This is a genomic window from Kitasatospora sp. NPDC059722 (assembly GCF_042733235.1).
In the GTDB taxonomy this organism is placed as follows: Bacteria; Actinomycetota; Actinomycetes; order Streptomycetales; family Streptomycetaceae; genus Kitasatospora.
This window is the reverse complement of sequence record NZ_JBHWGD010000056.1, coordinates 15,831-37,491: the sequence shown is the minus strand read 5'-3', so window position 1 is coordinate 37,491 and position 21,661 is coordinate 15,831. Positions and strand designations below refer to the sequence as shown.

Genomic DNA, 21,661 nt, shown 5'->3' with positions numbered 1-21,661 from the left:
GCCCGCGGATGCGGGGAGTGCCCGGGGAAATGCCGAAGGGCCCCTCTACCGAGGAGCCCTTCGTTTCTGAGCGGACGACGAGATTCGAACTCGCGACCCTCACCTTGGCAAGGTGATGCTCTACCAACTGAGCCACGTCCGCAGGTCAAACTATTGAGTTGTGCTGTGCTCGCGCACTGCGAGCGGACGACGAGATTCGAACTCGCGACCCTCACCTTGGCAAGGTGATGCTCTACCAACTGAGCCACGTCCGCACGGTGCCTGGTGGGGCACCGGCCGCCTCTTCGGATCTCTCCGTTGCGGCGACGAGGAATACTCTACAGCATCGTTCGGGGTGGTCGCCCCACCCTTTCGGCGGGCAGGGCGACCGCGGGACCGCCGGCTCGGGCCGGACGTCCCCGCCGGGGTCAGTTCGCCTCGGCGAACGCCTCGTACACGTGCTTGGGGATGCGCCCGCGGGCCGGCAGCTCCATTCCGCGCGACTGGGCCCAGGCGCGGACCGCGGCCGGGTCGGGGGTCAGCGCGGTGCGGCGGAAGGACTTTCCGGTGCGGCTCTGCCGCCGCCCGGCCGCGACGAACGGCGCGAGGGCCTCCCGCAGCTTTTCCGCGTTGTCCACGGACAGGTCGATCTCGTACGACTTCCCGTCGACGCCGAAGTGGACGGTTTCCGCGGCGGCGCCGCCGTCCAGGTCGTCGGAGAGCGTGACAACTACACGCTGTGCCATGGGTGTCAATCCTCTCGGGCAATTCGGCCGTCGGCGCGCGGGGTGCGCCCCGGGGCCTGATGTGCACCACTCGCGCAAGCGCATACGGGCAGGCCTGGTGGCCCGCCGGATACGCAGCACTTGCCGCGACAGGTGGCCCTATTCTGCACCCGAAGCTGGTCGAAATCGAAGAGTCCGGCATTCTTTTCCGGATATTCACGTCTCTTCGTGGGACTTGCGGATACCGGAGCGCGGGACGGGCGGTTCTGTCCCGGAGTGCCGTATTCGGGTGTTCTTCGGGGGTTCTCCGCCCGGCCGGCCAATCCGCCGAAATCGGCTGCCGGGGGTGGGGGTCGGCGCGGCCGGATCCCTTGCGGCGTAAGGGTCTCGGGTCTACGCGCGTCGCTCTCCCCGGCCAGCAATCCCGCCCGAAACCACCGGTAGTCTGGAGTTCCCCCGCCTCACGAAGACACCACCGGGAGTGCCAGTGGCACGCGTCGTAGTCGACGTCATGCTCAAGCCGGAGATCCTCGACCCCCAGGGACAGGCGGTGCAGCGCGCACTGCCCCGTCTCGGATTCACCGGGATCGCCGACGTCCGCCAGGGCAAGCGTTTCGAGCTGGAGCTGGAGGGTCCGGTCGACGACGCCGCACTCGCCCGTATCCGCGAAGCCGCCGAGACCTTTCTCGCCAACACCGTGATCGAGGACTTCACCGTCCGGGTCGAGGAGGCGGCGAAGTGACCACCCGCGTAGGCGTCGTCACTTTCCCCGGTTCCCTCGACGACCGCGACGCGCAGCGCGCGGTCCGGCTGGCCGGCGCCGAGCCGGTCTCCCTCTGGCACCGTGACGAGGATCTCCACCAGGTCGACGCCGTCGTCCTGCCGGGCGGTTTCAGTTACGGCGACTATCTGCGCTGCGGGGCGATCTCCCGCTTCTCGCCGGTCATGACCACCATCATCGAGCAGGCGAAGCTCGGAATGCCGGTCCTCGGTATCTGCAACGGCTTCCAGGTGCTGTGCGAATCGCACCTGCTGCCGGGCGCGCTCACCCGCAACGACTCGCTGCACTTCGTCTGCCGCGACCAGAAGCTGCGGATCGAGAACGCCGGCACCGCGTGGACCCGGGATTACTCGGCGGGCCAGGAAATCGTGGTTCCGCTGAAGAACGGCGAGGGCCGCTTCGTCGCCGACGCGCACGTCCTGGACGAGCTGGAGGCCGAGGGCCGGGTGGTCGCCCGCTACCTGGACGTCAACCCGAACGGTTCGTACCGCGACATCGCCGGCATCACCAACGCCGCCGGCAATGTCGTCGGCCTGATGCCGCACCCGGAGCACGCGGTGGAGCCGCTCACCGGTCCGACCACCGAGGGCCTGGGCTTCTTCACTTCCGTCCTGAAGCAGCTGGTGAACGCCTGATGAGCCTCGACACCGTCAAGAACGCCGAGCAGACCCCGGACGCGGCCCAGCCGTGGGCCGAACTCGGCCTCAAGGAGGACGAGTACGCGCGGATCCGGGAGATTCTCGGCCGCCGCCCGACCGGGGCGGAACTCGCGATGTACTCGGTCATGTGGTCGGAGCACTGTTCGTACAAGAGCAGCAAGGTCCACCTGAAGCAGTTCGGCGAGAAGAAGCCCGATTCCGACGCCATGCTCGTCGGCATCGGCGAGAACGCCGGTGTCGTGGACGTCGGCCAGGGCTACGCGGTGACCTTCAAGGTCGAGTCGCACAACCACCCGTCGTACATCGAGCCCTACCAGGGCGCGGCCACCGGCATCGGCGGCATCGTGCGCGACATCCTCGCGATGGGCGCCCGCCCGGTCGCCGTCATGGACCCGCTGCGGTTCGGCGCGGCCGACCACCCGGACACCCGGCGCGTGCTGCCCGGGATCGTCGCGGGCATCGGCGGCTACGGCAACTGCCTGGGCCTGCCGAACATCGGCGGCGAGGTCGTCTTCGACTCCTGCTACCAGGGCAACCCGCTGGTCAACGCGCTGTGCGTGGGCGTCATGAAGCACGAGGACATCCACCTCGCGCAGGCCTCCGGCGCTGGCAACAAGGTCATCCTGTACGGCGCCCGCACCGGCGGCGACGGCATCGGCGGCGTCTCGGTGCTGGCCTCCGAGACCTTCGACGACACCAAGCCGGCCAAGCGCCCGGCCGTCCAGGTCGGCGACCCGTTCCAGGAGAAGCTCCTCATCGAGTGCACCCTGGAGATCTTCGGCGAGAAGCTCGTCAAGGGCATCCAGGACCTCGGCGGCGCCGGCCTGTCCTGCGCCACCAGCGAGCTGGCCTCGGCCGGCTCCGGCGGCATGCGGATCGACCTCGACACCGTGCACCTGCGCGACAACACGCTCTCGCCGGAGGAGATCCTCATGAGCGAGTCGCAGGAGCGCATGTGCGCGATCGTCGAGCCGGACAAGGTCGCCCGCTTCCTGGAGATCTGCGAGAAGTGGGACGTCATCGCCAACGTCATCGGTGAGGTGACCGACGGCGAGCGCCTGGAGATCTTCTGGCACGGCGAGCTCGTCGTCGACGTGCCGCCGCGCACCGTCGCCCACGAGGGCCCGACCTACCAGCGCCCGTACGCCCGCCCGAGCTGGCAGGACGCGCTGCAGGCCGACGCCCCCACCGGCGAGCGGCTGGCCCGCCCGACCACCGGCGAGGGCCTCAAGGCCGACCTGCTGAAGGTCGCCGGCCACCCGAACCAGGCCTCCAAGTCCTGGATCACCGACCAGTACGACCGGTACGTGCTCGGCAACACCGTGCTCTCGCACGGCGAGGACTCGGGCATGATCCGGATCGACGACGAGACCAACCTCGGCGTCTCGGTCGCCACCGACGGCAACGGCCGCTACGCCAAGCTGGACCCGTACACCGGCGCCCAGCTGGCCCTCGCCGAGGCCTACCGCAACGTCGCGGCCGGCGGCGCCAAGCCGCTCGCCGTCTCCGACTGCCTCAACTTCGGCTCCCCCGAGGACCCGGACGTCATGTGGCAGTTCGCCGAGGCCACCCGCGGACTGGCCGACGCCTGCCTGGTCCTCGGCACCCCGGTCACCGGCGGCAACGTCTCGCTGTACAACCAGACCGGCGAGGTCGCCATCCACCCGACCCCCGTGGTCGCGGTGCTCGGCGTCATCGACGACGTGACCCGCCGCACCCCGGTCGCCTTCGCCGAGGAGGGGCAGCTGCTCTACCTGCTCGGCGACACGGCGGACGAGCTCGGCGGCTCGGCCTGGTCCCAGGTCGTCCACGACCACCTCGGCGGCCTGCCGCCCAAGGTCGACCTGGAGCGCGAGCGGCTGCTCGGCGACATCCTGATCGCCGCCTCGCGCGACGGCATGATCGACGCCGCGCACGACCTCTCCGACGGCGGCCTCGGCCAGGCGCTCGTGGAGAGCTGCCTCAAGGGCGGCCAGGGCGCGCGGATCATCGTGCCCGAGGGCACGGACCCGTTCGTGTTCCTGTTCTCCGAGTCGGCCGGCCGCGCCGTCGTGGCGGTGCCGCGCAGCGAGGAGCTCCGGTTCAACGACATGTGCACCGCCCGGGGCCTGCCGGCCACCCGGATCGGCGTCGTGGACGGCGACAGCATCGACGTCCAGGGGCAGTTCAGCGTCACGCTGGCCGAGCTGAAGGACGCCCACACCGGCGTCATCGAGGCCCTGCTGGCCTGATCGGCTTTCGAGGGGCGGGCGGTTCGATCGAACCGTCCGCCCCTCGGCGTATCTTGAGCCGCATGCCTCCCAAGTCCCGCACGTACCAACCGCAGAAGGTCCGCGCCGCGCTGGCCGCCCAGACCGGGGCGCTGCGCGCCGCCGTGCGCGGCCTCACCGCGGAGCAGCTGGACCTGCCGACCAGGCTGGGGAAGTGGACCGTCCGCGAGCTGCTCGCGCACCTCGCCGTCCAGCTCGACTTCGTCCCCGCGCACCTGGACGATCCGCTCCAGGGGCGCCCGCCGCTGGACCTGACGGGCTGGGTGGCGGCGGTCGGTACGGTCGCGCTGTTGCTGGACGAGCAGGCCGGGGAGCGCGCCGCGGCGGACTTCGCCGGGGCCCCGGCCGCGGTGGCGGAGGCCTTCGGACGGGCCGCCGACGCGCTGACCGGACTGCTGGAGCGGCCCGAAGCCGCCGACCCGGCACGGCGGTTCGAGATCCGGCTCGGCTCGATGACGCTCGCCGACATGCTGGTCACCCGGCTCGTCGAGACGGTCGTGCACGCCGACGACCTGGCCGACGCCCTCGGCCCCGAGGCCTTCCCGCACGACCGCCAGGCCGTCGCCGCCGTCACCCGGCTGCTCGCCGACACCCTCGCGGCCCGGGCCCCCGGCGGCGCGGTCGAGCTGCGGATCCCGCCGTACGCCGTCGTGCAGGCCGTCGAGGGCCCCCGGCACACCCGGGGCACCCCGCCCAACGTGGTCGAGACCGACCCGCTGACCTGGATCCGGCTCGCCACCGGCCGCACCGCCTGGGCCGCGGCGGTGGACGCCGCCGCGGTCTCGGCCTCGGGCGAACGCAGCGACCTGAGCGCGTACTTGCCGGTCCTCGGCTGATCCGAAAGACACGCCCTAGCGCAGCTGCCCCGCCAGGGCCTCCGCGGCCTTGCGGAGGCCCTCACCGGTGTACGTCCGGTCCGGGGTGTCGCCCGCGGAGTCCTCGGACAGCATCAGGACGATGTCGCCCTCGCCCTTCGGGGCCAGCCGGGCGAGGGCGGCCGTGTCCGCCCCCGGCACGAGCACGGTCTGTCCGGGGCCCGGCTGGTGGTCGGCCAGTTGCCGGAGCTGGCTGACCGAGGCACGTGCCCGGCTCTGGATGCGCGGCAGCAGGAGGTTGACGGCCACTCCGGTCTTCGGGACGGCGAACAGCTCGACGGCGAGCGAGCTCCCGCCCGCCCGGTACGCGCAGGTGATGTCGGCGTTCGGGGGAGTGGCCGGGATCGACGGCATCTCCGGCGGGTGGGTCGCGCCCGTGGGCCAGGGCTGGGGCGGGCGGCCGTCACCGACCTCGCCGTCCACCGCGGACCCGTTGCCGGTGTCCGGGCCGATCGCGTCGGGGAGCCCGGCCGCCTTGAGGGCCTTGCCGAGGTCGAGGCCGAAGGGGCAGGTGTTCTGCCGGTCCTGGTGCAGCTTCTGGGCGGTGGCGCGGACGGTGTCGTACGAGAGCGCGCCGGGACCGGCCTCGCCCGCGGGCGAGGACGAGCAGGCGGCGGTGCCGAGCAGGACCCCGGCGGAGGCGAACACGGCGGTGAACGTGCGGCGTTGGGCAGCGGTCATGCTCGCAGGGTAGGGCGCGCTCATCGCGGGCGCGCGCCTACTCCGTCCCGATCCTGTTCCGGTGTGCGGGCTTTCGCGCCCGTCACGGCACCGAGGGCCCGCCCAGGTACGTCCCGTCCGCCGAGTACGGCCAGGCGTTGGGGGCGCAGCCCTTGAGGCCGTAGATCTGCTGCATCATCGCGGGCGCCGGCTTGCCGGGGCCGGGGCAGGTCTCGTGGCCGTGGCCGATCCGGTGGCCGACCTCGTGGTTGACGATCAGCGCCCGGTACTCGTCCAGCGGGCCGTCGAACTGCGGTGAACCGGTGTTCCAGCGCTTGGCGTTGACGATCACCTGGCTGCCGACGTCGCAGTTCACCTCGCCGTGGGTGTCCAGGCCGGCGGCGCCGCAGAGCCGGTCCACGGTGGCGGGCGAGGCGATCTTCACGGTGAAGTCGTACGGGCCGCTCGCGACCAGCTGGAAGCCGTTCTTGCGGTCGCTGGTCCAGCCGCGCTTGTCGCCGAGGATGCCGTGGATCTGGGTGGCGGCGGCCGTCGGGTCGATCCCGATGCCGTCCTCGACCTCGACCCGGTAGCGCCGGATGTTGCCCTTGCCGACCGGCTGGGCGGTGGCGGGGGCGACCGTGAACGTCCCGGCCCCCTTGGCGGGGCCGGGGTCGGACGCGGTGGGAGTCGGAGTCGGCGTGGGTGTCGGGGTGGCCGTCGGCGTCGGCGTCGGGGTGGGCGTCGGGGTGGCCGTCGGAGCGGGGGCGCTCAGCTCGGCCGCCGGCACGACCCGCGCCTGCGTCGTCGGCCCGGTCGCGGGCGCGGCGGAGTGGCGGCTCATCAGCACGACGACCGCCGTGGACAGGACGGCCACCGAGGCGACGAGCGCGATGAGGAGCGCGGGGCCCATGCGGCGACGCGGCGGGCGGCGTCTGCGGCCGGAGTGGGCACTCCTGCGCGAGGCGGTTCGAGCTGCGGGCACGCTCGACACCCTGACATGGAGAACGGGTGAATGTCCACATACCCGGTATGCAGCTTTCCGCCCGGTCCGGTCACCCGACGGCGGTTGACCCCTGCGGCTCGGATGGCAGACTGCACTCCATGGCGATTCACCGGAATCTACTCGACGGCCCCGAACCGACCCACCTCCCCGAGGACGAGCAGCCCTACCGCATGCTCGCGGAGGAGTCGGCCTCGCCGACCCAGGTCGCGGCCGACTTCCCGACCTTCTGCCTGGCCTGGGCCATGCTCGCCGACGACGCGTTCGCGGCCGGCCGCTACGTCGAGTCGTACGCCTACGCCCGCACCGGCTACCACCGCGGCCTGGACGCGCTGCGCCGCAACGGCTGGAAGGGCCACGGGCCGGTGCCGTGGGAGCACCGCGGCAACCGCGGCTTCCTGCGCTGCCTGGCGGCGCTGGCCCGGGCGGCCGGCGCGATCAAGGAGACGGAGGAGGAGGCCCGCTGCTGGCAGTTCCTGAAGGACAGCAGCGAAGAGGCGTACGAGGCGCTCAAGCAGTAGCCGGCCCGTCCGGTGTGAGTGCGTGAGCCTCCGAACGCGTGAGTGCCCCCGGTGGACGGACCACCGGGGGCACCGACGTTCGCGCCGCCGGGACCGGCGCCGCTACCGGGCTCACTTCAGGCGGTTGCCCGCCGAGCGCAGCTGCTGCGCGGCCTCGAGCACGCGGGAGGCCATGCCGGCCTCGGCCAGCTTGCCCCAGGTGCGCGGGTCGTAGGTGTTCTTCTTGCCGACCTCGCCGTCGACCTTCAGCACGCCGTCGTAGTTCTGGAACATGTGCGCCGCGACGGGGCGGGTGAAGGCGTACTGGGTGTCGGTGTCGAGGTTCATCTTCACGACGCCGTTCTCCAGCGCGGTGGCGATCTCCTCGGCGGAGGAGCCCGAGCCGCCGTGGAAGACGAAGTCGAACGGGTCGGTCTTGCCGTACTGCTTGCCGATCGCGTCCTGCAGCTCGCGCAGCAGCTCCGGCTTCAGCACGACGTTGCCCGGCTTGTACACGCCGTGCACGTTGCCGAAGGAGGCGGCCAGCAGGTAGCGGCCCTTCTCGCCCAGGCCCAGCGCCTCGGCGGTGCGCACGGCGTCGTTGACGGTGGTGTACAGCTCGTCGTTGATCTCGTGGGTGACGCCGTCCTCCTCGCCGCCGGTCGGGGTGATCTCGACCTCAAGGATGATCTTGGCGGCGGCGGCCTGGGCGAGCAGCTCCTGGGCGATCTCCAGGTTGTCGGCCAGGGTCTCGGCCGAGCCGTCCCACATGTGCGACTGGAACAGCGGGTTCAGGCCCTTGGCGACGCGCTCGGCGGAGACCGCCAGCAGCGGACGGACGTAGCCGTCCAGCTTGTCCTTCGGGCAGTGGTCGGTGTGCAGCGCGACGGTGATGTCGTACTTGGCGGCCACGATGTGGGCGAACTCGGCCAGCGCGACGGCGCCGGTCACCATGTCCTTGTTGTGCTGGCCGCCCAGGAACTCCGCGCCGCCGGTCGAGATCTGGATGATGCCGTCGCTCTCGGCCTCGGCGAAACCGCGCAGCGCGGCGTGCAGCGTCTGCGACGAGGTGACGTTGATGGCCGGGTAGGCGAACTTGCCCGCCTTGGCCCGGTCCAGCATCTCGTTGTAGACCTCGGGAGTTGCGATGGGCATGCGATCCGCTCCTGTCGGGTTGCGGCGTACGGACGGTGCTGTCCGACGCTGGGTACGCCTTCGTGACGACTCCGGGGTACCGGCCGCCGATGCGCGGCTCTGCGGGTCCGGCACACCGGTACCAAGGTTCGGGGCGACCACCGCGGCAGACAACGAGGGTGTTTTGCGACCGCGGACCGGACGCCTGTGTCATCTTCCCAGACTCGTGCTCGCAGGTCAGCAGGAGCCCGCCAGTCGGAACGGCGCTCGGGGGGGCGTACGCGGAGACCGCCCGCAAGGTACGACCGCTATCCTGCGCCCGTGGACTACAACCAGCTGGCCGTCAACCTGCTCGACGCCAAACAACTGATCTCGTCCCTCGGCGCCATCGGGCTTCTCGCGATCATCTTCGCGGAGACCGGCCTGCTGGTCGGGTTCTTCTTCCCGGGCGACTCGCTGCTGATCATCGCCGGCGTGGCCGCCTCGAACGCCGCCTCGTCGGTGCTCGGCGACGGCGCCAAGCTGCCGATCGCGCTCCTGCTGACCGGAGCCCCGATCGCGGCGATCGCGGGTGCCCAGCTCGGGCACCTGATCGGGGCGAAGGTCGGACCGAGGATGTTCGACAAGCCCGAGTCGAAGATCTTCCGCCGCGAGTACGTGATGAAGGCGGAGGAGTACTTCACCAAGTTCGGACCCGGCAAGGCCGTCGTGCTCGCGCGCTTCATGCCGATCGTCCGGACCTTCCTCAACCCGGTCGCGGGCACCCTGGAGATGCCCGCCCGGACGTTCTTCCTGTGGAACGTCATCGGCGGCGTGCTGTGGACCGAGTCCATGCTGCTGATCGGCTACTTCTTCGGTGACGCGCTCGCCCCGGTGATCGACAAGTACCTGATCCCGGCGGTCCTGCTGATCGTCCTGCTCTCGATCTCGCCGATCCTCATCGAGGTCCTCCGGGAGCGCAAGAAGAAGAAGGCCGACGGCGGCGTGGAGGCCGTCGGCGACACCGCGCAGAGCGCCGGCGGGCGCCACCGGCGCGGCTGAGCGCACGCCGGCGGAACGGCGGAGGGGCCCGGTCCTTGTTCCACGTGAAACACGTGGGACGGGACCGGGCCCCTCTGACGTTCTCGGGGTGCTGCCGGGGTGCTGCCGGGGTGCTGCGGGGGTGCTGCCGGGCGGACTACAGGCCCAGGTCGGCCGCGGTGTAGGCGGTCACGTACGGCAGGCCCTGCGCCTCGACGGCAGCGGCGCCACCGCGCTCGACGATCACCGCGACGCCGACGACCTCGGCGCCCGCCTCGCGCAGCGCCTCGACGGCGGTCAGCACCGAGCCGCCGGTGGTGGAGGTGTCCTCGACCGCCAGCACCCGGCGGCCCTTCACGTCCGGGCCCTCGATGCGGCGCTGCAGACCGTGCGCCTTGCCCGCCTTGCGGACCACGAAGGCGTCCAGCGTCCGGCCGCGCGCGGCGGCGGCGTGCAGCATCGAGGCGGCGACCGGGTCGGCGCCCAGGGTCAGCCCGCCGACGGCGTCGTAGTCCAGGTGCGAGGTCGCGTCCAGCATCACCCGGCCGACCAGCGGGGCGGCCTCGCCGTCCAGCGTGATCCGGCGGAGGTCGACGTAGTAGTCGGCCTCCTTGCCGGAGGAAAGGGTGACCTTGCCGTGCACGACGGCCTTGTCCTTGATCTGTGCCAGCAGGGCGTCGCGGTCGTTGCTCATGAGCGTTCAGTCTAGGGCCCGACCCGCGGCGCCCGCCCGCCGGGCAGCAGCGAGTCGGCCCGCGGCCCGAGGACCTACTTGCGGCGCAGCGCCCGCACCAGCACCACGGCGCCGCCCAGCAGGGCCACCCCGCCGCCGATCACCCACGGCACCGCGCTGCGGCCGCCCGGGCCGGGCACCACGATCCCGCCGGCGTCGCCGCCCCAGCGGGACGCCGCGCGGGCGCGGGCGCTGCGGGCCGGCAGGGCGGGCGCGTAGCGGCCGCGCGGCGGGGCGTGGTCGACCTCCTCGGCGGAGCGGCCGACGATGCTGCGGCGCACCGGGCCGGTCAGCACCGGCTCCTCCTCGTACTCGAACGGCAGCTCGGCGGGCAGCTCCTCGGCCACCGCGTCCTCGTGCTCGTCGGCGCCGCCGGTGGGGAGGCCGAAGCGCTCGGCGTCGGCGTCGGAGAAGGCGATCAGGTCGGAGAGGTCGTCGTCGAGGTCGTCGCCGGGGTGGTCCTGGTGCTCCTCGATGAACAGGACGCTGCCCCCGTCCTCCGTCCCGTCCGTCTCCTCCGTCTCCCTCGCTTCCTCCGGTGCCTCGTCCGGTGCCTCGTCCGGGGAGACGAGAGCCGCGGCGAACCGGTCCAGCAGGCGGCGGCCGGTGGCGGCGAGGGTCTCGTCGTCGCACTCGGCGAGGCGGCCGGTGGCGCTCAGGTCGCCGGTGAAGCGGACCACGGCGGTGCCCTCATCGGCCCCGGCCGCGACGCTCACCCGGACGGTGGCCGTCGCCTCGCCGGTGCCGCGCGCCTCCTGGCCCTCGGCGAGCACGGTGAGCACGCCCTCCCGGCCCTCGATCAGCGACAGCACGCCCTTGTACGTGATGGTGGAGCCGCCGATCCGCACCCGCAGCCGGCCCGCGATCTCCTCGGCCGGCCCGCCGCCGACGGCCGTCGGCTCGGTGCTCAGCCCCGGGACACTCCGGGCCAGCACGGCCGGATCCTGCAGCGCCTGCCGCACCAGCTCGGCAGCCATCGGGACGACAACCTCATGCTCCATGCCACGGAGCCTACCGACCCAACCGCACCCGGTCCCCACCTACCGCCCACCCGTTTTCCCCACCCCGCCGAACACCCCCCCCACCCGCACCCGCACGCCATTCGGCCATACGTGGTCCGGCTCACCGCCCCGGCACCGTGATCCGGTCGCACTCCCGCAGGGAGAGCGGCCTGTACGGGAAGTCGACCTCGCCGACTTCCTGTGCGGTGGTGGCTTTGGGCGCCTGCCCTGCTCGGCACCTGTGGCTTCGGGGGCGGGGTTGTGCTGGCGCCTGGTGCCGCTTGCGCTGGAGGTCGGTCCTGCCGACTTCTTGTGCGGCGGTGGCTTTGGGCGCTTGCTCTGCCGGGCGGCGCTGGAAGTCGACCTCGCCGACTTCCTGCGTGGTGGTGGCTTTGGGCGCCTGCCCTGCTCGGCACCTGTGGCTTCGGGGGCGGGGTTGTCCTGGCATCTGGTGCCGCTTGCGCTGGAAGTCGGTCCCGCCGACTTCCTGTGCGGCGGCTGCTCTCCGTCGTGGTCAGCGGGGGCCCAGCAGGCTGAGGGCGGCTGGGGGGTGGGTGGGGCGGAGGGCGGTGAGGCGGGTGGCCGAGGTGTGCAGGGTGGCGGTGGTGAGGGCGCGCGGGGGTGGGGCGTCGGTGGCGAGGGCGAGTGGCGGTTCGGCGTCGGAGGCGAGCAGGAAGTCCTGGGTGCCCTCCGCCGCTCCGGCCCGGCAGCTCGCCGTGGCACTGCCCTGGACGGCGTACGGGACGGTCCGCAGGCCGGCCGCCCGGAGCCCGGACTCGGTCTGCCAGAGCCCGTGCCCCTCGGCGCCGGCCCGGACGGCGATGCGGCCGCCGGGGGCGAGCAGCCGGGTGGCGAGGCCGTAGAACTCCTGGGAGTGGAACTTGACCGGCCCGCCGTCGTCGGGGGCCGGCAGGTCGGCGACGACGACGTCGTACGGGCGGTCGTCGGGGGAGCGCCGCAGCCATTCCAGCGGGTCGGCGGCGGTGGTGCGGACCCGGGGGTCGTCGAGGGAGTGCCCGGCGAGGGCGGCGAGGCCGGGGTCGGTGCGGGCGAGTCCGGTGAGGGTGGCGTCGGGTTCGACGACGTGCACCGTGCGGACCCCGCCGTGCCGGAGGACCTCCCGCAGGGCGAGCCCGTCGCCGCCGCCGAGGAGCAGCACGCGGGCGTCCGGTCCGGCGGCCATGGCGGGGTGGACGAGGGCTTCGTTGCGGCGGTACTCGTCGGGCCCGCAGACGGCGAGCCGGCCGTCGAGGTAGAGCCGGAGGGGGCCTTCGGCGGGCCCGGTGAGGACGATCTCCTGCTGGCGGCTGTGCGTGGCGTAGCGGACCCCGGGGCCGTAGAGGGCGTGCCGGGCGGCGTCCTCGATGGCGTCGGAGCCGGCGGCGGCGCCGGCGAGGAGGGCGAGGACGAGACCGCCGACGGCCCAGAGCAGCAGTCGTATCCGGGGGGCCGGTTCCTCCCGGAACAGCCAGAGCACGACGGCGGCCCCGGAGACGGCGTTGACGGCGCCGGTGACGAGGGCGCCGGTGCCCGGGCCGAGGCCGGGGAGGATGAGGAACGGGAAGGCGAGGCCGCCGATGAGCGCGCCCACGTAGTCGGCGGCGAAGAGGTCGGCCGCGGCCCGGCCGGCGTCCTCGCGGCGGATCCGCTGGATGAGGGTCATCAGGAGCGGGATCTCGGCGCCGATGAGGACGCCGATCAGGCAGGTGAGGCCGACCATGGCGGCCTGGTAGCGGCCGATCCAGGCCCAGCAGGAGTAGAGGGCGAGGACGGAGAGGCCGCCAGTGAGGGCGAGGGCGCACTCGACGAGGGCGAAGGCGGTGGCGGGGCGGCGGGTGAGGCGCTTGGCGAGCAGTGAGCCGAGTCCCATCGCGAAGACCATGACGGAGAGCACGACGGAGGTCTGGGTGACGGTGTCGCCGAGCAGGTAGTCGCCGAGCGCGACGAGTTCGAGTTCGTAGACGAGTCCGCAGGCCGCGCAGACGAACGCGGCCAGCAGGACGGTGAGGCGGGCCAGCCGGGGGCGGGAGCGCAGCCGGGACCGGCGGCGGGCGGGCAGCGGGGTGAGGTTCCGCCCGGGCCGGGGTGGGCTGTCGTCGTCGAGGTCGACGCCCGGGTGCGTGGGCGGACCGGCTGGATGATTGATCACGAACAAACGCTAGGGGACGTGCGGGACGGATAGCTGCACCCATCCGACGGACAGTGCGGGACACCCGGTTGACGAATCGTTCCTGCGTGCGATTCAAGGGCTATGGCGGGTTCGTCGCCGCCCACCGGGCCGGTGTGGTTCACGGCTGCGCGAGCACGAGCGAGGAGCGGGTGCAGACCAGCTGCCCCTCCTGCGGATAGGCGTGCCAGGTGCGCCAGAGCAGCCGGTCCGCGCCGCCCTGGGTGACCAGTGCGGTGAAGGCGCTCGGGTCGCCGGGGAAGATCCCGGCCAGGCCGCGGGGGTGGCCCTCGACGAGGGCGAGGAGCTCCTGGGCGCGGGCCGCGAAGTCGTGCGGTGGGAGGACCTCGATCCGGGCGGCGAACTCGTACTCCCAGCCGCCCACCTGTTTGGCCACCCGGGCGGGCAGCGGGGTGCGGCGGCCGGGCAGGCAGGCGACGGTCTCCAGGCACTCGCCCGGGCCGGCCGCGATGACCACCTGGTGGGAGGCGCCGAGCAGCCGCAGCTGGAGGGTGCCGGTCGTGCCGGGGCGGCCGTTGCCGTCGAGTCTCAGGTCGCGGACCGCGAGAGCGGGCAGCGGGTCGCCGCCCAGGCACCACGCCAGGTCACCGGCGCGGGTGTCCGTGTAGGAGGTCTGCAGTGTGGTGAGCATGCTCGGCTCCGCGTTTCAGCTCCGTGCGCGCCCGCCGAAGCAGCAGCGACTAGGCCTAGGCGATTGGCGAGGCTGTTCGTGGCTGTGCGGCGCTGGGCGCGGCCGACCGTGGAAGGAAGGATTCCGGCTGGAGATTCAGCAGCAGAGAAGCATGAATACGCCGGGTCCGTCGGTGATTTACCCAACTTTGTCAAGCATTCACCGTTTCGAGCACACCTGCTTCCCGGCTCTGATCGACCCGGTGTGCGAGTTTGCACAGCGTGCGCCCCATGCTCCGGGTTGTGCGCCGTGCGCGCGGGTTGTGCGCGGTCCGCGCGCCCGAATGCGCCACCGCCCGCCGGGTGGTGGATCCGGCGGGCGGCGGGGTGTGCCCGGGAGGCGGGGGAGGTTGCCCCACGGGCATCAGCTGATATCAACGAGGCTTATATGGAAGGCGAGTTGACGAATCATCAGCTCTCTCCCGCGCGGTCTCCTGCCTCCCGAGTGCCTGTCGACGGGAGGTCAGAGCCGCTGGAGCCGCGCGACGGCCTCGGTGAGCACGTCGTCCCGCTTGCAGAAGGTGAAGCGGACCAGGCTGCGGCCGGCGTCCGTGTTGTCGTAGAACACGGCGTTGGGGATCGCGACGACGCCGCAGCGTTCGGGCAGGGCCCGGCAGAACTCGATGCCGTCCTTCTCGCCGAGCGGCGTGATGTCGGTGGTGATGAAGTACGTGCCTTCGGGGCTGAAGACGCGGAAGCCGGCCGCCGAGAGCCCCTCGGCGAGCAGGTCGCGCTTGCGCAGCAGGTCGGCCCGGAAGGTGTCGAAGTACTCGTCGGGGAGGCCGAGCGCCTCGGCGACGGCGTACTGGAAGGGGCCGGCGCTGACGTAGGTCAGGTACTGCTTGGCGGTGCGGACGGCGGACACGAGGGCCGGGGCCGCCGTGACCCAGCCGACCTTCCAGCCGGTGAAGGAGAAGGTCTTGCCGGCCGAGGAGATGCCGACGGTGCGCTCGCGCATGCCGGGCAGGGCGGCGATGGGGTGGTGGGTGGCGCCGAAGACGAGGTGCTCGTAGACCTCGTCGGTGATCACCAGGAGGTCGTGCTCGACGGCGAGGGCGGCGATCGTCGCGAGCTCGTCGGCGGTGAGGACGGTGCCGGTGGGGTTGTGCGGGGTGTTGAGGAGCAGGAGGCGGGTGCGCGGGGTGATCAGGGCGCGCAGTTCGTCCAGGTCGGGGCGGAACGCGGGCGCCCGCAGGGTGAGCGGCACGCGCGTGGCGCCGGCCATGGCGATGCAGGCGGCGTACGAGTCGTAGAACGGCTCGAACGCGATCACCTCGTCGCCGGGCTCCAGCAGCGCGAGCAGGGCGGCGGCGATGGCCTCGGTGGCGCCGGCGGTGACGAGCACCTCGGTGTCCGGGTCGTAGGCGAGGCCGTAGAAGCGCTGCTGGTGCTCGGCGATCGCGGTTCGCAGCTCCGGGATGCCGGGGCCGGGCGGGTACTGGTTGCCCTTGCCGGTCAGCACGGCGTCCGCGGCGGCCCGGGCGATCTCACGGGGCCCGTCGGTGTCCGGGAACCCCTGCCCGAGGTTGATCGAGCCGGTGGCGGTGGCGAGGGCGGACATCTCGGCGAAGATCGTCGTCCCCATGCCCGCCAGCCTGCGGTTCAGCAGCGGCCTCGTACCCATCACGGTCCTCCCACGTCGTCGTCGGCCCCATCCTGGGGCAGCCGGGGGCCCGGGACAAGGACGGCCCGCCACCGGTGGTGCGGTGGCGGGCCGTCCTTGGTGCGCGGGGGAGGGGATCAGGCCTCGTCGGTGCCCTCGGGGGCCTCGCCCTGGCCCTCGTCGCCCTCGATCTCGTCCTGCAGGCCGAGGCGCTCGACGATCCACTGCTCGAAGCCGACCGAGGCCTGGGTCCAGTTGGCGGTGGTGGTGACGAAGTAGTCCAGGTTGACGCCGGTGCCGACGATCATCTGGGCCTCGCCGATCAGGCGGACCACGCCGTCCTCGTGGGTGTGGGTGTAGACCTTCGGCCAGAGGGTCTCGCGGTTCCACTCGTCGATCAGGTCGAGGATCTCGCCCTTCTTCTCCAGCGGGTACGCGCGGTCGTAGAACGCGCGAACCGCGAAGAGCTCCTTCTGCTCGCCGCGGAACATGTAGTAGACGCGGAAGCCCTCCCAGGGAGCGGTGAGGTCGCCCTCCTCGTCCACGACGTGCTTGAGCTGCATCTGGTCCAGCAGCTGGGTGACCAGGGCCTGGTCCGGGACGACGATCGGCGGCGGGCCGGCCGGTCGTCCCTGGCCGCCGGGCTGTCCGCCCTGGGGGACGCCGAACGACGGGATGGACGACGGGTCGATGCTCATGGGGTCCTCTTCCTCGGTGCACGTGGTGGCCGGCAAGAGAGGCCGCCCTTTCCACCTTCCATCCTGCCTCATCCCGGGCGCGCCTCACAGGGGTACCCGGCCGTCCGTCGATCTTCGTACCGGGTGGTGTTCCGGGCTCCGAGCACGGCGTTCTCCGACGTGCGGACGGGCCGCCGCCCCGGGGGAGCGGCGGCCCGTGCGGCGGTCCGGGCGAGGCCTCCGACTACTTCTCCAGCGGCCCGCGAGCGCGGACGGTGAGCCGGTCGTGGTCCTCGTCGCGCTCGACGAGGACGGTGTCGCCGTCGTGCACCTGGCCGGAGAGGATCGCCCGCGCCAGCTGGTCGCCGATCGCGGACTGCACCAGCCTGCGCAGCGGGCGGGCGCCGTACGCCGGGTCGTACCCGGTGAGCGCCAGCCAGTCGCGTGCAGCGGCGGACACGTCCAGGGTGAGCCGCCGCTCGCGCAGCCGCTCGCCGAGGCGGGCCACCTGGAGGTCGACGATCCGGCTGAGCTCGGTGGTGCCCAGCGGCTCGAAGACCACGATGTCGTCCAGCCGGTTGAGGAACTCCGGCTTGAACGCGGCCCGGACGGAGTCCAGCACCAGCTGCTTCTTGCGGTCCTCCGGGGTGGCCGGGTCCACCAGGAACTGGCTGCCCAGGTTGGAGGTGAGGATCAGGATCGCGTTGCGGAAGTCCACCGTGCGGCCCTGGCCGTCGGTGAGCCGGCCGTCGTCCAGCACCTGGAGCAGCACGTCGAAGACCTCGGGGTGGGCCTTCTCCACCTCGTCCAGCAGCACGACGCTGTACGGGCGGCGGCGGACCGCCTCGGTGAGCTGGCCGCCCTCCTCGTAGCCGACGTACCCGGGCGGGGCGCCGACCAGGCGGGAGACGGAGTGCTTCTCGCCGTACTCGCTCATGTCGATGCGGACCATCGCCCGCTCGTCGTCGAAGAGGAAGTCGGCCAGGGCCTTGGCGAGTTCGGTCTTGCCGACGCCGGTGGGGCCGAGGAACAGGAAGGAGCCGGTCGGGCGGTCCGGGTCGGCGATGCCGGAGCGGGTGCGGCGCACCGCGTCCGACACGGCCTGCACGGCCTCCGCCTGGCCGATCAGGCGCTTGCCCAACTCCTCCTCCATGCGCAGGAGTTTGGCGCTCTCACCCTCCAGCAGGCGGCCGGCCGGGATGCCCGTCCAGGAGGCGACGACGTCGGCGACGTCGTCCGGGCCGACCTCCTCCTTGACCATCGAGGTCGACGTGTCCTGGTCCGCGGCGCGCTCCTGGGCGTCGGTGAGCTCCTTCTCGGCGGCCGGGATCTCGGCGTACATCAGCTTCGACGCGCGCTCGAAGTCGCCGTCGCGCTGGGCCCGTTCGAGGGCGCCCTGCAGGTCGTCCAGGCGCTCCTTGAGCTCGCCGACCCGGTTGAGGCTCTTCTTCTCCTGCTCCCAGCGCGCCGTCAGTACGCTCAACTGCTCGTTCCGGTCGGCGAGATCGCGGCGCAGCCGGGCGAGGCGGTCGACCGAGGCCGGGTCGGACTCCTTCTCCAGCGCGAGCTCCTCCATGCGCAACCGGTCGACGGAGCGCTGGAGTTCGTCGATCTCGACGGGGGAGGAGTCGATCTCCATCCGCAGCCGCGAGGCCGCCTCGTCGACCAGGTCGATCGCCTTGTCGGGCAGGAAGCGGGAGGTGATGTAGCGGTTGGACAGGGTGGCCGCGGCGACCAGGGCCGCGTCCGCGATCTGCACCTTGTGGTGCGCCTCGTACCGGCCCTTGAGGCCGCGCAGGATGGCGATCGAGTCCTCCACGCTGGGCTCGCCGACCAGCACCTGCTGGAAGCGGCGCTCCAGCGCCGGGTCCTTCTCGATCCGCTCGCGGTACTCGTCCAGCGTGGTGGCGCCGACCATCCGCAGCTCGCCGCGGGCCAGCATCGGCTTGAGCATGTTGCCGGCGTCCATCGCGGAGTCGCCGCCGGCGCCCGCGCCGACCATGGTGTGCAGCTCGTCGATGAACGTGACGACCCGGCCGTCGCTCTGCTTGATGTCGTTGAGGACGGCCTTGAGCCGCTCCTCGAACTCGCCGCGGTACTTGGCGCCCGCGACCATCGCGCTGAGGTCCAGCGCGACCAGCCGCTTGCCGCGCAGCGACTCCGGCACGTCGCCGGCGACGATGCGCTGGGCCAGGCCCTCGACCACGGCCGTCTTGCCGACGCCGGGCTCGCCGATCAGCACCGGGTTGTTCTTGGTGCGGCGGGAGAGCACCTGGACGACCCGGCGGATCTCCTGGTCGCGGCCGATCACCGGGTCGAGCTTGCCGTCCCGGGCGGCCTGGGTGAGGTCGGTGCCGTACTTCTCCAGCGCCTTGTAGGTGCCCTCGGGGTCCGGCGAGGTGACCCGGCCGCTGCCGCGCACGTCCTTGAACGCGGCCAGCAGCGACTTGGGCGTCGCGCCCTGGCGCACCAGCAGCTCGGCGACCGGCCCGCCCTCGGCGGCCAGGCCGACCATCAGGTGCTCGGTGGAGACGTACTGGTCGTCGAGGTCGTCGGCGCGCTTGCCGGCCTCGGTGAGCACCGCGATGGTGTCCCGGGCGAGCTGCGGGGCGGCGACCGTCGAACCGCTCGCGCTGGGGAGGGCGGCGAGCTGGCGGCGGGCCTCGGCGTCGACCCGCGCGGCGTCGGCGCCGACCGCCTCCAGCAGCGGCCCGGCGATGCCCTCGGACTGCTCCAGCAGGGCGATCAGGATGTGCACCGGCCTGACGTCCGGGTTCCCGACCGCACCGGCCTGCCGGATCGCGGCGGACAGGGCGTCCTGCGTCTTGGTGGTGAACTTGCTGGCGTCCACTGCTGGGGGATCCTCCCTCGTCGTCCTTCATTGCTGCTATCAACAGCATGCACTAAGTTGAGTCTATTCCGCTCAGGTTTGGGCTCTTCCCCGGGGCGGGGAAGCCGGCTGGTGCCCGGATCCCTGCCGGGTCAGCACCAGCAGCTCCCGGGCCGGGCCGCCCGGCCGCTGCCCGGCCGGCCACACCGCCCGCAGCGGGCGCCGCAGGTCGAGCCCCGCCGCCAGCGGCACCTCGACCAGCCGCCGGGTCGCCAGTTCCTCCGTCACCACCAGCTCGCTCAGGCACACCGGCCCGGCGCCGGTCATCGCCGCCGCCTTCAGCGCCGTCGACGAGGCCAGCTCCAGCCGGGGCCGCGCCGCGCCCCCGTACGGCGCCAGCGCCGCCTCCAGCACCTCCCGGGTGCCCGACCCCGGCTCGCGCAGCACCAGCGGTGTCCCGGCCAGCTCGGGCCCGGTCAGCGGCGTCCGGCGGCGCGACCACGGGTGGCCGGGCGCGACCACGACCACCAGCCGGTCCACGGCCACCACGGCGCCGTCCAGCCCGGACGGGGTGGACGGGCCCTCGACGAAGCCGAGGTCCGCCTCGCCGCCCAGCACCCGCCCGGCGACCTCCGCCGAGTTCGCCGTCCGCAGCGTCACGGCCGTGCCCGGACTGGCCTCGGCGAGCGCCAGCAGCCAGCCCGGCATCAGGTACTCGGCGACGGTCAGGCTGGCGACCACCGTCAGCTTGGCGTCCCGCCGCCCGCGCAGCGCGTCGATCCCGGCGTCCAGCGCCTGCGCCGCCTCCACCACGTGCCGGGCCCACTCGACCACCAGCCGGCCCGCCTCGGTCGGCCGGCTGCCCCGGGGGGAGCGCTCCAGCAGCGGGACACCGACCTGCCGCTCCATGCCCTTGATCCGGGCGCTCGCGGTCGGCTGGCTGACGCCCAGCTCGGCCGCCGCCCGGCCGACGCTGCCCAGCCGGGCCACCGCGAGCAGCAGCTCCAGGGCGCCGAGTTCGGGGACGTGCGGAGAGAGGGCCATAGGTTCAGGCTATGTCCTCATAGAGCGGCGGGCGCTACCGGCCGGGGCCGCGCGGAGGGACGGTGGTCCCATGTCCACCTTGGCCGATGTCCGCCCGCTCACCCGTCCCTCCGTCGCCCGCCCCCGGTTCGACCTCGCCCAGCTCGGCCCCAACTGGTACGCCGCCGTCATGGGCACCGCGATCCTCGGCAACGGCGCGGCCGTCCTGCCGGTCCGGCCGCCCGGGCTGGTCGCCTTCGGCGAGGTGATGTGGGCGCTCGGCCTGGCCGCCCTGCTGGTGCTCGGCGGCGCGCGGCTGGTGCACCTCACCCGGCACCGGGAGGCCGCCCGCACCCAGCTGCTGGACAACCCGGCCACCGCCGTCTTCTACGGCTGCCCGCCGATGGCCCTGCTGGCGGTGGGCCTCGGCACGCTGCTGCTCGGCTCGAAGGTGATCGGCACCGGGCCCGCCGTGGCGATCGACGCCGTGCTGTGGAGCGCCGGCACCGTCTACGCGCTCGCCGTCGCCGGCGGCATCCCCTACCTGATGATCACCCGGCACCGGCTCTCCGCCCTGGAGGCCAACCCGACCTGGCTGCTGCCCGTCGTCGCCCCCCTGGTCGCCTCGGCCACCGGCCCCGCACTCGTCCCGCACCTGCCGTCCGGCTCCCCGCAGCAGGCCATGCTGTACGGCTGCTGGGCCCTGTTCGGCATCGGACTGCTGGCCACCCTGGTGCTGCTGCCTGTGGTGTTCACCGGGCTCTACCACAGCAAGGTGCCGACCCTCGTGCTCACTCCCGCGCTGTTCCTGGTGCTCGGGCCGCTCGGCCAGTCCGTCACCGCCGTCCACCAACTCGCCGACGCCGCCCGCCCGGTGCTCCCCGAGCTGGCGCCCGCCATGGCCGCCCTCGCCGAGCTGTACGGCGTGGCCGTGATCGGCGTCGCGATGCTCTGGCTGGCCGTCGCACTCACCGCCAACCTGCGCGCCCGGCGGGCCGGCATGCCGTTCGCGATGACCTGGTGGGCGTTCACCTTCCCCGTCGGCACCTGCGTCACCGGCGTCTCGGCGCTCGCCCGCCACACCGGGTTCGGCGGGTTCACCGGGCTGGCGGTCGGGCTGTACGCGCTGCTGGCCGTCGCCTGGGCGGCCGCCGCGAGCGGCACGGTGGCCGGCCTGGCGCGCGGACGGCTGCTGGCGCGCTGAGCGACGGCCGTCCGGGAGACGGACGAGCCGTGGGGGGGGGGGGGGGGGGGGGGTGGGGGGGGGGGGGGCGGGGGGGGGGCCGGCGGGGGGCGGGGGCGGGGGTCGCGCGCCGGGGCGCGCGGGCAGC

19 protein-coding genes and 2 tRNA genes are annotated in these 21,661 nt (G+C 72.9%); 7 read left to right on the top strand and 14 right to left on the bottom strand.

Translation table 11 applies throughout. The features are described from left to right. Nucleotides 1–69: 69 nt before the first annotated feature. From ACFV4F_RS29630 to ACFV4F_RS29620, 3 genes are all read right to left on the bottom strand, one after another. Nucleotides 70–142, bottom strand: a tRNA-Gly gene (locus ACFV4F_RS29630). 39 nt (nucleotides 143–181) lie between these two features. Continuing rightward, a tRNA-Gly gene (locus ACFV4F_RS29625) sits at nucleotides 182–254 on the bottom strand. Nucleotides 255–407: 153 nt separating this feature from the next. Continuing rightward, nucleotides 408–725 carry an Lsr2 family protein gene (locus ACFV4F_RS29620; protein WP_030304494.1) on the bottom strand — a complete coding sequence of 106 codons (318 nt, stop codon included), beginning with the start codon at nucleotides 723–725 and terminating at the stop codon, nucleotides 408–410. A 466-nt stretch (nucleotides 726–1,191) separates the two neighbouring features. Here ACFV4F_RS29620 and purS point away from each other — a divergent pair, with 466 nt between their 5' ends. The 4 genes from purS (at nucleotide 1,192) to ACFV4F_RS29600 (ending at nucleotide 5,250) form a co-directional block, all read left to right on the top strand. Further along, complete coding sequence (purS, locus tag ACFV4F_RS29615; RefSeq protein ID WP_030278336.1) at nucleotides 1,192–1,446, top strand: phosphoribosylformylglycinamidine synthase subunit PurS; 255 nt, start codon at nucleotides 1,192–1,194, stop codon at nucleotides 1,444–1,446. After that, nucleotides 1,443–2,120, top strand: a complete 678-nt coding sequence (purQ, locus tag ACFV4F_RS29610) for a phosphoribosylformylglycinamidine synthase subunit PurQ (RefSeq protein ID WP_329931337.1) — start codon at nucleotides 1,443–1,445, stop codon at nucleotides 2,118–2,120. Before purS ends, purQ begins: the two co-directional genes overlap by 4 nt. Further along, on the top strand, nucleotides 2,120–4,375 hold the full coding sequence (gene purL, locus ACFV4F_RS29605) for a phosphoribosylformylglycinamidine synthase subunit PurL (protein ID WP_380498504.1): 2,256 nt from the start codon (nucleotides 2,120–2,122) through the stop codon (nucleotides 4,373–4,375). The genes purQ and purL overlap by 1 nt, the downstream gene beginning before the upstream one ends. A gap of 62 nt (nucleotides 4,376–4,437) precedes the next feature. Further along, entirely contained in the window at nucleotides 4,438–5,250 is an 813-nt protein-coding gene (locus ACFV4F_RS29600; protein WP_380506965.1) for a sterol carrier family protein, read from the top strand. A gap of 15 nt (nucleotides 5,251–5,265) precedes the next feature. On the opposite strand, the gene ACFV4F_RS29595 is transcribed toward ACFV4F_RS29600, so the two are convergent. Both ACFV4F_RS29595 and ACFV4F_RS29590 read right to left on the bottom strand, forming a co-directional pair. Next, nucleotides 5,266–5,970 (bottom strand): hypothetical protein, encoded by a 705-nt coding sequence (locus tag ACFV4F_RS29595; RefSeq protein WP_380506962.1) that lies wholly within the window; start codon nucleotides 5,968–5,970, stop codon nucleotides 5,266–5,268. An 82-nt stretch (nucleotides 5,971–6,052) separates the two neighbouring features. Continuing rightward, nucleotides 6,053–6,862 carry a DUF3152 domain-containing protein gene (locus tag ACFV4F_RS29590; protein ID WP_380445542.1) on the bottom strand — a complete coding sequence of 270 codons (810 nt, stop codon included), beginning with the start codon at nucleotides 6,860–6,862 and terminating at the stop codon, nucleotides 6,053–6,055. Between the two features lie 191 nt (nucleotides 6,863–7,053). On the opposite strand from ACFV4F_RS29590, the gene ACFV4F_RS29585 reads away from it, so the two are divergent. Continuing rightward, nucleotides 7,054–7,473, top strand: a complete 420-nt coding sequence (locus ACFV4F_RS29585; protein WP_380445541.1) for a DUF3151 domain-containing protein — start codon at nucleotides 7,054–7,056, stop codon at nucleotides 7,471–7,473. A gap of 111 nt (nucleotides 7,474–7,584) precedes the next feature. On the opposite strand, the gene fbaA is transcribed toward ACFV4F_RS29585, so the two are convergent. Further along, complete coding sequence (fbaA, locus tag ACFV4F_RS29580; protein WP_380497943.1) at nucleotides 7,585–8,607, bottom strand: class II fructose-bisphosphate aldolase; 1,023 nt, start codon at nucleotides 8,605–8,607, stop codon at nucleotides 7,585–7,587. Nucleotides 8,608–8,907: 300 nt separating this feature from the next. Here fbaA and ACFV4F_RS29575 point away from each other — a divergent pair, with 300 nt between their 5' ends. Beyond that, complete coding sequence (locus tag ACFV4F_RS29575) at nucleotides 8,908–9,627, top strand: DedA family protein (RefSeq protein ID WP_380506959.1); 720 nt, start codon at nucleotides 8,908–8,910, stop codon at nucleotides 9,625–9,627. 136 nt (nucleotides 9,628–9,763) lie between these two features. Here ACFV4F_RS29575 and pyrE read toward each other — a convergent pair whose 3' ends face one another. From pyrE to ACFV4F_RS29535, 8 genes are all read right to left on the bottom strand, one after another. After that, entirely contained in the window at nucleotides 9,764–10,300 is a 537-nt protein-coding gene (gene pyrE / locus ACFV4F_RS29570; RefSeq protein WP_359970438.1) for an orotate phosphoribosyltransferase, read from the bottom strand. Between the two features lie 74 nt (nucleotides 10,301–10,374). Then, the gene (locus ACFV4F_RS29565; RefSeq protein WP_380445538.1) at nucleotides 10,375–11,340 is read right to left on the bottom strand and encodes a carbon monoxide dehydrogenase; all 966 of its coding nucleotides are present in this window, start codon (nucleotides 11,338–11,340) and stop codon (nucleotides 10,375–10,377) included. A 514-nt stretch (nucleotides 11,341–11,854) separates the two neighbouring features. Then, complete coding sequence (locus tag ACFV4F_RS29560; RefSeq protein WP_380445537.1) at nucleotides 11,855–13,489, bottom strand: polyamine aminopropyltransferase; 1,635 nt, start codon at nucleotides 13,487–13,489, stop codon at nucleotides 11,855–11,857. A gap of 139 nt (nucleotides 13,490–13,628) precedes the next feature. After that, nucleotides 13,629–14,159 (bottom strand): DUF2617 family protein, encoded by a 531-nt coding sequence (locus ACFV4F_RS29555; protein ID WP_380445536.1) that lies wholly within the window; start codon nucleotides 14,157–14,159, stop codon nucleotides 13,629–13,631. Nucleotides 14,160–14,660: 501 nt separating this feature from the next. Then, nucleotides 14,661–15,821 carry a pyridoxal phosphate-dependent aminotransferase gene (locus ACFV4F_RS29550; RefSeq protein WP_380445535.1) on the bottom strand — a complete coding sequence of 387 codons (1,161 nt, stop codon included), beginning with the start codon at nucleotides 15,819–15,821 and terminating at the stop codon, nucleotides 14,661–14,663. A gap of 116 nt (nucleotides 15,822–15,937) precedes the next feature. After that, nucleotides 15,938–16,498 (bottom strand): YbjN domain-containing protein, encoded by a 561-nt coding sequence (locus tag ACFV4F_RS29545; RefSeq protein ID WP_380446453.1) that lies wholly within the window; start codon nucleotides 16,496–16,498, stop codon nucleotides 15,938–15,940. Nucleotides 16,499–16,721: 223 nt separating this feature from the next. Next, the gene (gene clpB / locus ACFV4F_RS29540) at nucleotides 16,722–19,328 is read right to left on the bottom strand and encodes an ATP-dependent chaperone ClpB (protein WP_380506956.1); all 2,607 of its coding nucleotides are present in this window, start codon (nucleotides 19,326–19,328) and stop codon (nucleotides 16,722–16,724) included. 72 nt (nucleotides 19,329–19,400) lie between these two features. Next, nucleotides 19,401–20,351, bottom strand: coding sequence for a LysR family transcriptional regulator (locus tag ACFV4F_RS29535; RefSeq protein ID WP_380506954.1), 951 nt, complete (start codon nucleotides 20,349–20,351; stop codon nucleotides 19,401–19,403). A gap of 70 nt (nucleotides 20,352–20,421) precedes the next feature. Between ACFV4F_RS29535 and ACFV4F_RS29530 the strand changes: the two genes are divergently transcribed. After that, nucleotides 20,422–21,534: a TDT family transporter gene (locus tag ACFV4F_RS29530; RefSeq protein ID WP_380506952.1), complete on the top strand. Its 1,113-nt coding sequence runs from the start codon at nucleotides 20,422–20,424 to the stop codon at nucleotides 21,532–21,534. Nucleotides 21,535–21,661 lie beyond the last annotated feature (127 nt).